Origin of the sequence: Vibrio comitans (assembly GCA_024346835.1) — a bacterium.
Lineage (GTDB): Bacteria > Pseudomonadota > Gammaproteobacteria > Enterobacterales > Vibrionaceae > Vibrio > Vibrio comitans.
This window is the reverse complement of the sequence record AP024866.1, coordinates 401,173-416,503: the sequence shown is the minus strand read 5'-3', so window position 1 is coordinate 416,503 and position 15,331 is coordinate 401,173. Positions and strand designations below refer to the sequence as shown.

14 protein-coding genes are annotated in these 15,331 nt (G+C 43.6%); 10 read left to right on the top strand and 4 right to left on the bottom strand.

What is annotated here, in order from left to right:
- Positions 1-12 precede the first annotated feature (12 nt).
- The 3 genes from fbaA to epd all read right to left on the bottom strand — a co-directional run bounded on the left by fbaA (position 13) and on the right by epd (position 3,573).
- Positions 13-1,089 carry a class II fructose-bisphosphate aldolase gene (gene fbaA / locus OCU46_RS02010; RefSeq protein WP_141273193.1) on the bottom strand — a complete coding sequence of 359 codons (1,077 nt, stop codon included), beginning with the start codon at positions 1,087-1,089 and terminating at the stop codon, positions 13-15.
- A gap of 131 nt (positions 1,090-1,220) precedes the next feature.
- Positions 1,221-2,384, bottom strand: coding sequence for a phosphoglycerate kinase (locus OCU46_RS02005; RefSeq protein WP_141273191.1), 1,164 nt, complete (start codon positions 2,382-2,384; stop codon positions 1,221-1,223).
- Positions 2,385-2,547: 163 nt separating this feature from the next.
- A complete protein-coding gene (gene epd / locus OCU46_RS02000; protein ID WP_141273189.1) occupies positions 2,548-3,573 on the bottom strand; it encodes an erythrose-4-phosphate dehydrogenase in 1,026 nt (341 codons plus the stop codon).
- 168 nt (positions 3,574-3,741) lie between these two features.
- Here epd and OCU46_RS01995 point away from each other — a divergent pair, with 168 nt between their 5' ends.
- Positions 3,742-5,502: a hypothetical protein gene (locus OCU46_RS01995; protein WP_141273187.1), complete on the top strand. Its 1,761-nt coding sequence runs from the start codon at positions 3,742-3,744 to the stop codon at positions 5,500-5,502.
- On the top strand, positions 5,502-6,431 hold the full coding sequence (locus tag OCU46_RS01990; RefSeq protein WP_141273185.1) for a glycosyltransferase family 2 protein: 930 nt from the start codon (positions 5,502-5,504) through the stop codon (positions 6,429-6,431). Before OCU46_RS01995 ends, OCU46_RS01990 begins: the two co-directional genes overlap by 1 nt.
- 84 nt (positions 6,432-6,515) lie before the next feature.
- Here OCU46_RS01990 and tkt read toward each other — a convergent pair whose 3' ends face one another.
- On the bottom strand, positions 6,516-8,510 hold the full coding sequence (tkt, locus tag OCU46_RS01985; RefSeq protein ID WP_141273183.1) for a transketolase: 1,995 nt from the start codon (positions 8,508-8,510) through the stop codon (positions 6,516-6,518).
- A gap of 341 nt (positions 8,511-8,851) precedes the next feature.
- Here tkt and metK point away from each other — a divergent pair, with 341 nt between their 5' ends.
- From metK to ruvX, 8 genes are all read left to right on the top strand, one after another.
- Complete coding sequence (metK, locus tag OCU46_RS01980; RefSeq protein ID WP_141273181.1) at positions 8,852-10,006, top strand: methionine adenosyltransferase; 1,155 nt, start codon at positions 8,852-8,854, stop codon at positions 10,004-10,006.
- A 270-nt stretch (positions 10,007-10,276) separates the two neighbouring features.
- Positions 10,277-11,071, top strand: a complete 795-nt coding sequence (locus tag OCU46_RS01975) for a DUF2189 domain-containing protein (protein WP_141273179.1) — start codon at positions 10,277-10,279, stop codon at positions 11,069-11,071.
- A gap of 116 nt (positions 11,072-11,187) precedes the next feature.
- Positions 11,188-11,682 carry a SprT family zinc-dependent metalloprotease gene (locus OCU46_RS01970; RefSeq protein WP_141273177.1) on the top strand — a complete coding sequence of 165 codons (495 nt, stop codon included), beginning with the start codon at positions 11,188-11,190 and terminating at the stop codon, positions 11,680-11,682.
- 158 nt (positions 11,683-11,840) lie between these two features.
- Positions 11,841-12,497 carry an endonuclease gene (locus tag OCU46_RS01965; RefSeq protein ID WP_167495437.1) on the top strand — a complete coding sequence of 219 codons (657 nt, stop codon included), beginning with the start codon at positions 11,841-11,843 and terminating at the stop codon, positions 12,495-12,497.
- Positions 12,498-12,591: 94 nt separating this feature from the next.
- Positions 12,592-13,323 carry a 16S rRNA (uracil(1498)-N(3))-methyltransferase gene (gene rsmE, locus OCU46_RS01960; RefSeq protein ID WP_141273173.1) on the top strand — a complete coding sequence of 244 codons (732 nt, stop codon included), beginning with the start codon at positions 12,592-12,594 and terminating at the stop codon, positions 13,321-13,323.
- Between the two features lie 9 nt (positions 13,324-13,332).
- The gene (gshB, locus tag OCU46_RS01955; RefSeq protein ID WP_141273171.1) at positions 13,333-14,280 is read left to right on the top strand and encodes a glutathione synthase; all 948 of its coding nucleotides are present in this window, start codon (positions 13,333-13,335) and stop codon (positions 14,278-14,280) included.
- 67 nt (positions 14,281-14,347) lie between these two features.
- The gene (locus OCU46_RS01950; RefSeq protein WP_141273169.1) at positions 14,348-14,908 is read left to right on the top strand and encodes a YqgE/AlgH family protein; all 561 of its coding nucleotides are present in this window, start codon (positions 14,348-14,350) and stop codon (positions 14,906-14,908) included.
- Entirely contained in the window at positions 14,905-15,330 is a 426-nt protein-coding gene (gene ruvX, locus OCU46_RS01945) for a Holliday junction resolvase RuvX (RefSeq protein WP_141273167.1), read from the top strand. Before OCU46_RS01950 ends, ruvX begins: the two co-directional genes overlap by 4 nt.
- Position 15,331: the final 1 nt, after the last annotated feature.

Here is a 15,331-nt window from a genome sequence, read left to right as displayed (position 1 = left end):
GTTGCAAACTTATTACAGTACGTCAACCGCGTTAAGGTCAGCAAATGCTTTCTCAAGACGAGCAACCATTGAAGTTTGACCAGCACGTAGCCATACGCGTGGATCGTAGTACTTCTTGTTTGGTTGGTCTTCACCTTTAGGGTTACCGATTTGACCTTGTAGGTAATCACGGTTATCAGCTTCGTAGTTACGGATGCCGTCCCAAGTAGCCCACTGAGTATCAGTATCGATATTCATTTTGATAACACCGTAGCCGATAGACTCTTTGATTTCAGCTTCAGAAGAACCAGAACCACCGTGGAATACGAAGTTTAGAGCATTAGGTGCGATACCGAACTTCTCTGCACAGTATGCTTGAGAGTCACGTAGGATAGTTGGAGTAAGAACTACGTTACCTGCTTGGTAAACACCGTGTACGTTACCGAAAGATGCTGCGATAGTGAAACGAGGGCTGATTGCGCTTAGTTTCTCGTATGCGTAAGCAACGTCTTCTGGAGAAGTGTAAAGCTCAGATGCGTCCATGTCAGAGTTATCTACGCCGTCTTCTTCGCCGCCTGTACAACCTAGTTCGATTTCTAGAGTCATGCCTAGTTTAGCCATACGCTCTAGGTACTTAGCACAGATTTCGATGTTCTCTTCTAGAGACTCTTCAGAAAGGTCAATCATGTGAGAAGAGAATAGAGGCTTACCAGTTTGAGCGAAGAACTCTTCACCAGCGTCTAGTAGACCGTCAATCCAAGGAAGAAGTTTCTTAGCTGCGTGGTCAGTGTGAAGAATAACTGGCACACCGTAAGATTCAGCTACAGCGTGAACGTATTTAGCACCTGCAACAGCACCAAGGATTTGAGCACCTTGACCTTCTAGTTTCACGCCTTTACCAGCGAAGAAACCAGCACCGCCGTTAGAGAACTGAACAACTACTGGAGCTTTAACTTTAGCTGCAGCTTCTAGTACACCATTTACAGAGTCTGTGTTTACAACGTTTACAGCAGGAAGAGCAAATTTGTTTTCTTTTGCTACTTCAAAAACTTTTTGTACGTCGTCGCCAGAGATAACACCTGGTTTTACAAAATCGAAGATCTTAGACATGGAATAAGTCCTATTTTCTGTCGTTTAGTATTAAATTGCACTTTTGCAAAGATTAAAAAACCTTGCTAACAACGCAAAGCATTGTAGCAAAATTAATAAAAAGGCGAGAACAAAGTCCTCGCCTTAAAAAATTACGCTTTTGCGCGCTCTTCTAGCATAGCAACTGCTGGAAGAACTTTACCTTCTACAAACTCAAGGAAAGCACCGCCACCTGTTGAGATGTAAGATACATCAGCCTTGATACCGAACTTGTCGATAGCTGCTAATGTGTCACCGCCACCTGCTACAGAGAAACCTGCAGACTCAGCGATTGCTTTAGAAATACCAGCTGTACCCGCTTCGAAGTTCTTAAATTCGAATACGCCTACAGGGCCGTTCCAAAGGATAGTTTTTGCGTTAGCAATGATGTCAGCAAGTACTGCAGTTGAATCTGGACCTAGGTCGAAGATCATGTCGTCATCAGCAACGTCTGCAACGTTTTTGATTTCTGCTTCAGCGTTCTCGTCAAATGCTTTTGCACATGCAACGTCAGTAGCAACTGGAATTGCACACTCTTTCATTAGTTTCTTCGCAGTATCAACTAGGTCTGCTTCGTAAAGAGACTTACCTACGTTGTGGCCTTCTGCAGCGATAAATGTGTTAGCAATACCACCACCCACAACTAGTTGGTCAGCAACTTTAGATAGAGACTCAAGAACAGTCAGCTTAGTAGAAACCTTAGAACCACCTACGATTGCAACTAGTGGACGCTCTGGGTTATCCATTGCTTTGCCTAGAGCTTCTAGCTCAGCAGCAAGAAGAGGACCAGCACAAGCAACAGGAGCGTAAGTGCCAACACCGTGAGTAGACGCTTGAGCGCGGTGAGCTGTACCAAATGCATCCATAACAAAGATGTCACAAAGAGCAGCGTATTTCTTAGATAGCTCTTCTTCGTTTTTCTTCTCGCCTTTGTTGAAACGAACGTTCTCAAGAACAACTAGCTCACCAGCGTTCAGTTCAAGACCTTCTAGGTAGTCTTTCGCTAGTTTAACTTCGCAATCTAGTGCGTCGTTTAGGTAGTTTACTACTGGCTGTAGTGAGAACTCTTCAGCGTACTCGCCTTCAGTTGGACGACCTAGGTGAGAAGTAACCATTACTTTAGCGCCAGCTTCTAGGCAACGCTTGATAGTAGGAAGAGATGCAAGGATACGAGCATCAGAAGTTACTTTACCGTCTTTTACAGGAACGTTTAGGTCAGCACGGATAAATACGCGTTTACCTGCTAGTTCCAGGTCAGTCATCTTGATTACAGACATTGTTAGTCCTCTAAAGTTTAAATATAAAAACTGTCCACTCGTCTCGGCGCAGTCGCCAGCACAAGTGTTCGAAATCCATCTAATGTAAGCTTACATTGGGCCGTTTATCTAATAGTTCAAGAGCTAGAACAAAAAAGCTACGGATTTATTTCACGCGATGTAATTAATGTGACGCATGCATCGCTAAGGCCGTATCTAGCATCCTATTTGCAAAGCCCCATTCATTATCGCACCACACCAGCATCTTCACTAGTTGGCCATCACTGACACGGGTCTGGGAACCATCGACAATCGCACTATGGGAGTCATGGTTAAAATCTATAGAAACAAGCGGCGCTTCAGTATAGTCAACGATTGACTGTAATGTACACTGAGATGCCTGCAAGATGGTTTGATTTACGTCATTAACTTTCACATTCGTATCTAAAGTTACACTCAGATCCATCGCAGTAACATTTACTGTGGGCACACGCACAGATATCGCCTCAAACTTGTTTTCAAATTTCGGAAATATTCTTTCAATCCCTTTATGAAGCTTAGTATCCACCGGAATAATCGATTGACTGGCACTGCGTGTTCGTCGCAAATCAGGGTGATAAGCGTCAATGACCTGCTGATCATTCATCGATGAATGAATGGTGGTAATTGTGCCTCGCTGAATACCATAAGCATCATCTAGCACCTTGATAATTGGAACAATACAGTTTGTCGTACACGAACCATTAGACACGACTTTGTGCTCAGGTTTAAGAGTGTCGTGATTAATGCCGTAGATGATGGTATTATCGAGATCCTGGGATCCTGGGTGAGAGAAAAGCACCTTATCAGCCCCAGCTAAAATATGCTGCTGACCATCCGCTTGAGTACCGTAAACCCCAGTACAATCGAGCACGATATCAACATCAAGATCACGCCAAGGAAGCAAATCCAGCTCAGCAAGGTGCAAGATACGAATCTCATCTTTGCTACCATCGATATGATGGATATTCAGATACTCTTGAGTGTGGCTAACCTTGTGATGAAAACGTCCATGACTAGTGTCATATTGGAGAAGATGCGCCATAGCATCCGGTTGTGCCAGTTCATTAACCGCCACCACCTTTATTAAGTCTTGCTTACCGCTCTCATAAACCGCACGCAACACATTACGTCCGATACGACCAAATCCATTTATTGCGACTCTTAGCATACCTGCACTCCCACCAAGGCCTACTATTATAGTAATGGTGCGAGAGTTTATCAGATCACATATTTATATACATAAGTGAATTTACTAGTGCTTATCTTACTCTTTGGCTTGAATACAAACAGATAGTCTTGCATCCTCTAGAAACTAGAGGAAATAGGATTGGTTTAGATGCTCAAGGATTGGGTTTATAGCAATAGAAAGGATCTTCTTTTTATTGTCTATTGTTGGTTTATCGTTGCTACAGTAATGTTTACAAAGAGTTGGGATAGTATTTCAAATCTTGAACTAAGAGATAACGATGACTATATGCGTTATGTCCAATTTATGGACTGGATAAAGAATGGCAATTGGTATCTAGAACCAATGCCGCAGTTCAATCCTGATGATGGCGTCATCATGCATTGGTCACGCGTTCCAGACCTATTGCTAGCTGGTACTACATTAGCTATATCACCTATTTTAGGTATCAATACCGCATCACTAGTTGCCATTGGTATCGTTCCACTTTTTTATATGCTTTGTTTTGCTTTGGCACTATTTGCATTTACGGACCAATATTTAGGAGAACGATACAGGTTTATTGGAATGATTTTTGCCCTTGGGTCTCCTGCCATACTTAAATTTAGCCCAGGTTCAATCGACCACCATAATTTGCAACTCATCATTGTTGCAGTTTTTCTACTTCTAACCCCTATTACCAAAGTACACCTGAGAGAAAGTTGGCGTTTTCTAATTCAGGCACTACTCATATCGACATCACTTTGGATTGGGTTAGATAATTTTGTATTCTTCGTATTCTATTTGGCTTGCTATAGTATCTATTATTATTTCACCAATACTCTGTGGCTAAATTACTTTTCAAACATGTGTTTAGCGACATTCTTCGCTTCGTCAGTTATGTCACTTCTCAATAGGCCTATTTGGGAGTTTTTCATAGAGCGATACGATGCATTGTCTTTTCCTTTTTCTATCTGCTTTCTTGGCGGGGCAATCTTTTTAAAACTGTCCGTCATTTTTACTTCCCAATCCACTCGTAATTTGAATCGTCTCATTTTAGGGACGGTTCTTAGTCTCATGATTTTCGCCCCAATTTTAATCCTGTATCCTTCCCTTTTAAAGGGGGCATATGCTGACTACCCTCCAATATTACGCGAGTTTTGGTTGGACAAAGTTACGGAAGCGCAATCGATGTATTCACTAATAGAAAAAAACGGGGTTTTCTCTTCGGATAATTACTTTTTAACCTTCATTCCAGCTTTAGCATACCCTTTTATACGTAAGAAAAATCCACAATTAAACATTCTATACGGAATTTTATTGTTGCATGTTGCAGTTGCATTCTTCTGGCAAATAAGAGCTGCAAACCTCTGTTTTATCCTTAGTGCGCCCCTACAAGCGTATGTATTAATTGAAATCACAAAGAGTATGAAATATGAATTAACGAAATCAATATTTCTAATCTCTGGTATCCCTATCATCATCCTAATTGGGTTGGTAATAGTCAACCCAATTCCCAGTAAAAACACTTCAAACTTTCCCCCTGAAGTAACCAAACTTGGGGAGTTACTTAAAGAGCATGATATTTACGAAGAGAAAATATTATCAGGGATAACGACAGGTGCAAAAATACTAGCTAAGTCAGACAATTCAATAATTGCCGCACCATATCATAGAAATATTAATGGCAATATACTAGCAATTGCGACCTTTCAAAGCACAGATGATGACTTTATAAAGAGAACACTTAAAAAAAACAACATAAATTACATTATAATCAATAATGACAATCAACTTGAGTACATTATAAAATCATCAAATGAAAAATCATTAATAAACAGACTAACATATAATTCCCAACCTGATTGGCTAGAGTTATTAAATAAAAACCAATCTGATGGATATCGAATTTTTATATTTAAAGGACTATAATGAAAAATATTGATATTGCTGTACTACTGCCCAGTCACAACGAGCAAGGAGCAATAGGTAATACAGTTACGGCATTCAAAAAGTCACTACCTAATGCAACGGTTTACGTTTATGACAACAACTCTACAGATAACACAGTGGAGGAAGCAAGAGAAGCTGGTGCTATTGTTCGGTATGAGCATCGACAAGGCAAAGGAGAAGTAGTTCGGCGAATGTTCGCAGATATTCAAGCTGATATATATGTGATGTCAGATGGAGACAATACATACGATGCTTCGATTTGCCCTAAACTGATATCTCAGTTGATAGATGAAAATCTCGATATGCTCATAGGCACACGCTCTCGAGAATTAAGCTCTTACCCTAAAGGACATGTAATAGGAAACAAACTATTTTCTAATCTAATAAACAAAGCTTTCAATTCTAACCTAGAGGATGTTTTTTCTGGTTATAGAATAATGAGCAATAGATTTGTTAAATCAATACCTTTGTTCAGCGATGGTTTTCAAGTTGAAACTGAACTCACAGTACACTCTTTGCAACACAAGATCCCCATAAAAGAAGTTCCAACGAAGTACGTGCCTCGACCAGAGGGCACAGAAAGCAAACTAAAAACATATAGAGACGGATTTAAAATTCTCAATTTTATTATTTTCCTACTCAGAGATGTAAGGCCTTTATTGTTTTTTAGTAGTATTGCATTAGCTCTGCTTACTCTTTCACTATCTTTAGGTATACCAGTCATCATCGATTTCTTTGATAGTGGGCTTGTGGAGCGTTTTCCAACAGCTATTCTAGCTAGTTCAATCGCTCTGATAGCGGTGATAGCACTATTTAGTGGGCTTATACTAGACAACGTAAGTCGTGGTCGAAAAGAACGTAAGATAGTTACTTATCTAAGAACACCATACTTTAAAGATGCCTCATAAAATGCGTTTAATTAAATAATCATTCAAATAATAAAACCAGCAGTAAAACTGCTGGTTTTTGTCTTCTTAGATATTCTTAAGCGATTAAGCTAGAAGCTCTTTCGCTGTGTTCACTACGTTTTCAGTAGTGAAGCCAAACATCTTGAATAGTTCGCCTGCTGGAGCAGATTCGCCGAAGGTTGTCATGCCGATGATCTTGCCACCGAAGCCAACGTACTTGTACCAGAAATCAGCGATGCCAGCTTCTACAGCGATACGCTTAGTTACTGATGATGGTAGTACTGACTCACGGTAAGCTTCATCTTGCTTGTCGAACGCATCAGTAGAAGGCATAGATACAACGCGTACCGCTTTGCCTGCTGCAGTTAGCTCAGCTTGCGCTGCAACCGCTAGTTCTACTTCAGAACCTGTTGCAATGATGATCAGCTCTGGAGTGCCAGCACAATCTTTAAGGATGTAAGCACCCTTAGCGATGTCAGCTACTTGAGAAGCGTCACGCTCTTGCTGTGCTAGGTTTTGGCGAGAGAAGATAAGCGCTGTAGGCGCGTCTTTTCGCTCAATAGCCAGTTTCCATGCTACTGCAGACTCAACTTGGTCACATGGGCGCCATGTGCTCATGTTTGGAGTTAGACGTAGAGAAGCCATTTGCTCAACAGGTTGGTGAGTTGGACCATCTTCACCTAGACCGATAGAGTCATGCGTGTAAACTTGGATGTTCTGAACCTTCATCAGAGCAGCCATACGCATTGCGTTACGCGCGTATTCCATGAACATTAGGAAAGTTGCGCCGTACGGTACGAAACCGCCGTGCAGAGCAATACCGTTCATGATAGCCGTCATGCCGAACTCACGTACACCATAGTGAATGTAGTTACCTGAGAAGTCATTCGCTTCAAGAGACTTAGAACCAGACCACATAGTTAGGTTAGAAGGCGCAAGGTCAGCAGAGCCACCCATGAATTCAGGAAGCATTTGACCAAACGCTTCTAGTGCGTTTTGAGATGCTTTACGTGATGCAATGTTTGCTGGGTTTGCTTGAAGATCAGCAATGATTTCGTTTGCTTTCTCTTCCCACTGTGCAGGAAGCTCGCCGTTGATACGACGCTTAAGCTCAGCTGCTTCTGCAGGGTATGCAGCCGCGTAAGCTTCAAATTTTGCGTTCCAAGCTGCTTCTTTCTCAGCACCAGACTCTTTTGCGTCCCACTGTGCATAGATGTCAGCAGGAACTTCAAATGGACCGTGCTCCCAGCCAAGGGCTGCCTTAGTCGCAACGATTTCGTCTTGGCCAAGTGGTGCGCCGTGACAGTCGTGTGTACCCGCTTTGTTTGGAGAGCCAAAACCAATCACTGTCTTAGTACAGATAAGTGTTGGGCGAGGGTCAGCTTTTGCAGCTAGGATAGCCGCGTTAATTGCTTCTGCATCATGACCGTCTACCGCTGGAATTACGTGCCAACCGTATGCTTCAAAACGCTTAGGTGTATCGTCAGAGAACCAGCCTTCAACTTCACCATCGATAGAGATGCCGTTGTCATCCCAGAAAGCCACAAGCTTACCAAGACCAAGAGTACCAGCAAGAGAACATGCCTCGTGCGAGATACCTTCCATTAGACAGCCATCACCCATGAATGCATAGGTGTAGTGGTCAACGATGTCGTGACCTTCTTTGTTGAACTGCGCTGCAAGAGCTTTTTCAGCCATCGCCATACCAACAGCGTTGGTGATGCCTTGACCTAGAGGGCCAGTAGTGGTCTCGATACCAGGTGCGTAACCATATTCTGGGTGACCTGGAGTCTTAGAGTGCAACTGACGGAAGTTCTTAAGGTCATCGATAGATAACTCGTAACCCGTCAAATGAAGCAGAGAGTAGATCAGCATTGAGCCGTGACCATTTGACAGAATAAAACGGTCGCGGTCAGCCCACTCTGGGTTTTGTGGGTTATGGTTCAAATGACCACGCCAAAGAACTTCAGCGATGTCAGCCATACCCATAGGTGCGCCTGGGTGACCAGAGTTAGCTTGTTGAACACCATCCATGCTAAGGGCACGGATTGCATTGGCTAGATCTTTACGAGAAGACATGTCTGCTCCTGAATGCATAAGCAATTTATTAAAAATAAGTCCTGAATCCCAACTGAGGGTGTTGGGCGTCGTTATTGTCGCAAAGCACCTCTATTACTGCAAACTCTTTCCCGAGCAAAATTCAAACTATGAGAGATTAATTTGTTTAACATCTCACTATTTTAATTAAAAACTTACGTGACCTAGCGCAAACGTTTGGCTCACTTAAATCGTAAAAAAGCTTGTATTTCACACATTCAAAATTAGAATAGACGTCTAGAAGTAGAAACACCTACTAAACAGTACGATTCAAAAGACGCCAAGATGCGTCTTTTCTTAACTAAGAAATAAGGGAGCCCATCATGGCTAAGCACCTGTTTACTTCTGAGTCAGTATCAGAAGGCCATCCAGATAAAATCGCAGACCAAATCTCTGATGCGGTTCTAGATGCAATTCTTGAGCAAGACCCAAAAGCTCGCGTTGCTTGTGAAACCTACGTGAAAACAGGCATGGTAATGGTGGGTGGTGAAGTCACTACCTCTGCTTGGGTTGATATCGAAGAAATTACACGTGAGACAGTACGTGAGATCGGCTACGTGCACTCTGACATGGGTTTTGATGCAGATTCTTGTGCTGTACTAAACACTATCGGTAAGCAGTCGCCAGACATCAACCAAGGTGTTGATAAAGCAGACCCCAAAGATCAAGGCGCTGGCGACCAAGGCATCATGTTTGGTTACGCTACTAACGAAACGCCAATCCTAATGCCAGCACCAATTACTTACTCTCACCTACTTGTTAAGAAGCAAGCTGAAGTTCGTAAAAGTGGCAAGTTAGACTTCCTTCGTCCAGATGCTAAATCTCAGGTAACGTTCCAGTACGACCAAGGTAAGATTGTTGGTATTGATGCAGTGGTACTTTCAACTCAACACTGTGATTCAGTAACCACACCTGACCTACGTGAAGCGGTAATGGAAGAAATCATTAAGCCAGTACTTCCTTCAGAGTGGATCAACAAAGACACTAACTTCTTCATTAACCCAACAGGTCGTTTCGTAATCGGTGGCCCAATGGGTGACTGTGGTCTAACAGGTCGTAAGATCATCGTTGATACCTACGGCGGCGCAGCTCGTCACGGTGGCGGTGCATTCTCTGGTAAAGATCCATCAAAAGTTGACCGTTCAGCTGCTTACGCAGCACGCTACGTTGCGAAAAACATCGTTGCTGCGGGTATGGCTGACCGTTGTGAGATTCAGCTGTCTTACGCTATCGGTGTTGCTGATCCAACATCTATCATGGTTGAAACATTTGGTACTGAGAAAGTTTCTCACGACATCATCATCGAAGCAGTACGTCAGAACTTTGACCTGCGTCCATACGGTCTACAAGAAATGCTGAACCTACTTCAGCCTATCTACAAGCAAACGGCTGCATACGGCCACTTCGGTCGCGAAGAGTTCCCATGGGAAGCAACAGATAAAGCTGCAATCCTTAAAGACTTTGCTGGCATCAAGTAAGCTTGTAAAAAATATTGCTAAGACCTCAGCCATCGTGCTGAGGTTTTTTTTGCTTCAAATCTACCTCCTTCTGATTAATTTCCGCACAAAATTTGTAATTCATCCCATCCAAGACGATAGTTATAAAAGTTAACAAACTGTTAAATAGATCAGCTTTTTTAGCAAGAGGGTCGTATTAATAACAGGCAAACTCCCTTGGTCTTTCTAATAGAGATGCGCTGCTCTAAGCATCGAGGGTAAACATTACGGGACAGAATCAGGAGGATTACCATGCCTCGTACATACGATGAAGATGACTTTCAGAAAACGACGAAAGTCAAAGACAGTGACTATGCAAAGACACTGCCATGTAACAAAATCACCATTAGCGACCCTTTCCAGTGGTTGTCACTAGGCCTTAATGACCTGGTTAAGTCGCCGCTAATTAGTCTTTTCTACGGAGTCTGCTTTGCCGCTGCTGCCGCTGGCATTGTCGGGCTTATCTATTTGCAAGGTAACCATTCACACCTAGTGATACTCCCTGCACTTATCGTGTACATGCTAATCGGTCCCTTCCTAGCTCTGGGCCTATACGACGCAAGTTGGGCGAGAGAGCGAGGAAAAGAGCCGAGCTTACTTCATTCAATGAAGGCTATTGGGAGAAACTCAACATCTCAATGGAGCTTCGCCGTTCTTTTAGTCGTCGCAATGATCTTCTGGATGAGAGTGGCGGCATTATTGCATGCGCTTTATCCTTCAGTGGAAGGTGCCAGCATCGTTGAATTTGCTCCGTTTCTCATCACAGGTTCCATTGCAGGGTTCATCTTAGCATCCGTTGTATTTAGTATTTCAGTATTCTCAATGCCACTCATGCTAGAGCGCAGAGTTGATATTATGACAGCTGTATTTACTAGCTTTAACGCCGTTCGTAATAATCCGGGGCCAATGCTTGTTTGGGCTGCAATGATATGTGGTGGCGTTCTGATAGGTTTTGCCACTTACGGGATTGGCATGATAGTGACGATGCCAATTCTTGGGTATGGTACGTGGCATGCCTACCACGCTACCATTCAAAAAAAGCACTAATTTAATTAACCTTCATAAGGGAAGCATTCGCTTCCCTTTTTTATGCTTTCTATACCTTTTTTGTACAAGCAGATTGCGCTAGAGTGCATGCATAAACAGGTAGTAAATTAGACCCAATGACCCCAACTCAATATCAGCTCTCCAAGAAAACAGCACAACTGATAGACATTGCAAACCAACACTTCCAGCGAAGGTTTCCAATGCCACAAGTAGACGTCGATATGCGAGGAAAAGCCGCTGGCAAGGCATTGCTGCAACTCAATACCATCAAGCTTAATAAAATACTGTTTGCTGAGAACCAGCAGCAGTTTATAGATGAAGTGCTACCACATGAACTTGCGCATCTAATCACCCATCAAGTGTTTGGGAGAGTTAAGCCTCATGGCAAGGAGTGGCAATACGTGATGGTTAAAGTGTTTGGTATTAAGCCTGAACGAACCCACACAATGGATGTCAGCTCGGTACAAGGTAAAACCTTTGAATATCAATGTGGTTGTCGTAGCTATCCCCTCTCTATTCGCCGTCACAACAAGGTCCTGCGTAAAGAGAGCCAATATTCTTGCCGTAGCTGTGGTGTTGAATTAGCTTTCACTGGTAAGCAACTTAGCTAATCGATATCTCTTATAGAGTGCGCCGCACTATCGTCACACTTGATTGAACAAAATCTGGTCAATTCACTTAAAGGTCGTTATCCTACTCTCCGTTTCTACCCACTTAACGTTGTTTATTCTTGATACGCTTTATTTTCCCAATTATCAGCCTAGTACTTATGGCTTCATCGGTTCATGCTAAACCGCAATCCTTCTATAAGTCTAAGCAGCTTGCTGTTGGCATCTATCAGCAACACCCGCAGTCCTTTTACTGTGGATGTAAGATAGATTGGCAAGGGAAAAAAGGTACCCCGCAACTTGATGATTGCGGTTACCAAGTTCGCAAACAAGAGCGACGAGCAAACCGCATTGAATGGGAGCATGTGGTTCCGGCCGCACACCTAGGTAAGCAAAGACAATGCTGGCAAGAAGGTGGCCGTTCGAATTGCACCAAAAGCGACCCTATATACAAAGAAATGGAAGCCGATCTCCACAATCTCGTGCCTGCGATTGGAGAAGTGAACGGTGATCGTTCTAACTTTGATTTCAACCAATGGAATGGGGAGCGCGGGGTTAGTTATGGCCAATGTCAAATGCAGATAAGCTTTAAAGATGACAAGGCGATGCCGCCAGAGCAATCTCGAGGACCTATTGCCCGCACCTATCTGTATATGGAAAAGCAATATCCCATCACCCTATCAGATCAGCAAATTAAGCTAATGCAAGCGTGGAACAAAACCTACGCTGTGACTGACTGGGAGTGCCAGCGCAATCAATTGATCTCTGAAGCGCAAGGCAATTCAAACCCATTCGTTGAACAAGCGTGTCGCCACTAAAATTTCATCTCTATCAGACTGCACTACACCTCTTGTTATTTGCTACCATAGCAACCATATTTAGTGAGTTCAGTTAGTTACGGGTAAGAATTTAATGCGTACACCAAGGATATATCATCCTGAGTCTTTGTCTTCAGCCACTCATGTCCAGCTATGTGATGATGCCGCAGGGCACATTGGTCGTGTATTAAGAATGCAGACAGGACAAGCGGTTACCTTGTTTGATGGCAGCGATGTAGAGTATTCCGCTGTTATTACAGAGGTTTCTAAGAAAAATGTCGCGGTTGAGATAACAGGTTCTCAGCAACACAGTGTCGAATCGCCACTTGATATCCATCTAGGACAAGTCGTTTCTCGCGGCGACAAGATGGAATTCACTATTCAAAAGTCTGTGGAGCTTGGCGTCAATACTATTACCCCTCTTATTTCTGAGCGTTGTGGCGTTAAACTCGATGCTAAACGATTTGAGAAAAAACTCATGCAGTGGCAGAAAATCGCTATTGCGGCTTGTGAGCAAAGTGGTCGTAATACCGTTCCCGTGATTAGACCCATTATGCAGTTAGAGGAATGGTGTGGCGAAGAGTATCAAGGGCTTAAGCTCAACCTTCACCCTAGAGCGCCCTACTCAATTAACACCCTTCCCCAGCCAATCAAACACGTTAAGTTACTGATTGGTCCAGAAGGTGGGCTATCTGGCTCTGAAATCGACATGACCACTGAACATAACTTCGAACAAACCCTGTTAGGGCCGCGCGTTCTCAGAACAGAAACAGCCGCCCTTACTGCAATTACCGCACTCCAAGTTCGCTTTGGCGATCTTGGCTAGGAGAAATTAATGATCAAGATCGGCATAGTGATGGACCCTATCTCGTCCATCAACATTAAGAAAGATTCAAGTTTTGCCATGCTTCTCGAGGCACAACAACGTGGCTACGAGATCCACTATATGGAAATGGACGATCTACACCTAGATCAAGGTGTAGCGGTCGCTGATACTAAAACCCTGAGAGTCGAGAAAAACGCCGATTCTTGGTATGAATTCCTTTCAGAGCAAACCATTAAACTCTCTGAGTTAGACGCAGTATTGATGCGTAAAGATCCTCCGTTTGATACTGAGTATATTTACGCAACCTATATTCTAGAACGCGCTGAAGTTGAAGGCACACTGATCGTCAACAAACCTCAAAGCCTGCGCGATTGCAACGAAAAGCTTTACACAGCTTGGTTTGCAGACATGACCCCAACCACTATCGTGACGCGCAAGGCTGAGAAGATCAAAGCCTTCCAACAAGAACACGGCGATGTGATCCTTAAACCACTTGATGGTATGGGCGGCGCATCTATCTTCCGTGTAAAAGACGGCGATCCAAACGTATCAGTCATAATAGAAACATTGACTAATCACGGACAAAATTACGCAATGGCACAAGCATTCGTACCTGACATCAGTAATGGTGACAAACGCATTTTGATCGTTGATGGTGAGCCAATGCCTTACTGCCTAGCCCGTATTCCAGCCAAAGGCGAGACTCGCGGTAACCTGGCTGCCGGCGGACGTGGTGAAGCTCGTCCTTTAAGTGACACAGATTTTGCGATAGCCAATGCGATAGGTCCTACACTTAAAGAGAAAGGATTGATCTTTGTTGGTCTAGACGTAATCGGCGATAAGGTGACGGAAATCAATGTCACTAGCCCAACCTGTATTGTTGAGATTGAAACTGAGTTTGGTATTTCTATCACAGGCAAACTGATGGACGCTATTGAGCGACGCATCGGCAAATAACTCGACAGCACGTCTTGGCATAACGCGTAGCCACCGCACTGCGGTGGCTTGTTTTCGGAGGTAGCGCATGAACCTTACTAATCACTTCTTAGTAGCCATGCCGTCAATGCAAGACCCCTATTTCAAACGCTCTGTTATCTATATCTGTGAGCACAATGAAAATGGCGCTATGGGTATCATGATCAACGCCCCTATCGACATCACTGTCGGTGGTATGTTGAAACAGGTAGAACTGAAATCAGAGCATATCCAAGCAGGTGATAGCCTAAAACAACCTGTGCACAATGGCGGCCCTGTAGCAGAAGACCGAGGTTTTATTCTTCATCAGCCTAAGGGCAGTTACCAATCAAGCATAGAAATGGCCAATGGCCTAACGATGACAACATCTAAAGACATATTGTCAGTATTGGGAACCCAAGAAGAACCAGACCAATACCTTGTCACACTGGGGTATTCAGGCTGGGAACCTGGGCAACTGGAAAATGAGTTGGCTGAAAACTCGTGGTTAACGATGGAAGCTGACCCCAATATTATCTTTACCACACCGGTACAAGACCGCTGGGCTAGCGCAGTGCAGTCGCTAGGCATAGACGCGTCTCAATTATCAACACAAGCAGGACATGCATGAGCAGAACCATAATGGCGTTTGATTATGGCACCAAGAGCATTGGTAGCGCCATCGGACAAGACATCACAGGTACCGCCACCCCTTTGAAGGCGTTTAAGGCCAAAGATGGCATCCCCAATTGGGATGACATTGGCGCACAGTTAGAAGAGTGGAAACCGGATCTTGTGGTTGTAGGTCTACCAACAGACTTGCATGGTAAAGACCTAAAGACCATTACTCCAAGAGCAAAGAAATTTGCTCAGCGAATTCATGGTCGATTTGGAGTACAAGTAGAACTCCACGATGAAAGGCTTTCTACTACGGAAGCAAGAGCTGACCTATTTGCCATGGGCGGCTACAAAGCCCTAAGCAAGGGCAATGTTGACTGCCAATCAGCAGTGGTCATCTTAGAAAGCTGGTTCGAAAGCCAATGGGGCGAGTGAT

Bases quoted from the DNA above. Each gene is read 5' to 3' on its own strand.
- fbaA (WP_141273193.1), bottom strand. From the start codon at position 1,089: ATGTCTAAGATCTTCGATTTTGTAAAACCAGGTGTTATCTCTGGCGAC.
- OCU46_RS02005 (WP_141273191.1), bottom strand. From the start codon at position 2,384: ATGTCTGTAATCAAGATGACTGACCTGGAACTAGCAGGTAAACGCGTA.
- epd (WP_141273189.1), bottom strand. From the start codon at position 3,573: ATGCTAAGAGTCGCAATAAATGGATTTGGTCGTATCGGACGTAATGTG.
- OCU46_RS01995 (WP_141273187.1), top strand. From the start codon at position 3,742: ATGCTCAAGGATTGGGTTTATAGCAATAGAAAGGATCTTCTTTTTATT.
- OCU46_RS01990 (WP_141273185.1), top strand. From the start codon at position 5,502: ATGAAAAATATTGATATTGCTGTACTACTGCCCAGTCACAACGAGCAA.
- tkt (WP_141273183.1), bottom strand. From the start codon at position 8,510: ATGTCTTCTCGTAAAGATCTAGCCAATGCAATCCGTGCCCTTAGCATG.
- metK (WP_141273181.1), top strand. From the start codon at position 8,852: ATGGCTAAGCACCTGTTTACTTCTGAGTCAGTATCAGAAGGCCATCCA.
- OCU46_RS01975 (WP_141273179.1), top strand. From the start codon at position 10,277: ATGCCTCGTACATACGATGAAGATGACTTTCAGAAAACGACGAAAGTC.
- OCU46_RS01970 (WP_141273177.1), top strand. From the start codon at position 11,188: ATGACCCCAACTCAATATCAGCTCTCCAAGAAAACAGCACAACTGATA.
- OCU46_RS01965 (WP_167495437.1), top strand. From the start codon at position 11,841: ATGGCTTCATCGGTTCATGCTAAACCGCAATCCTTCTATAAGTCTAAG.
- rsmE (WP_141273173.1), top strand. From the start codon at position 12,592: ATGCGTACACCAAGGATATATCATCCTGAGTCTTTGTCTTCAGCCACT.
- gshB (WP_141273171.1), top strand. From the start codon at position 13,333: ATGATCAAGATCGGCATAGTGATGGACCCTATCTCGTCCATCAACATT.
- OCU46_RS01950 (WP_141273169.1), top strand. From the start codon at position 14,348: ATGAACCTTACTAATCACTTCTTAGTAGCCATGCCGTCAATGCAAGAC.
- ruvX (WP_141273167.1), top strand. From the start codon at position 14,905: ATGAGCAGAACCATAATGGCGTTTGATTATGGCACCAAGAGCATTGGT.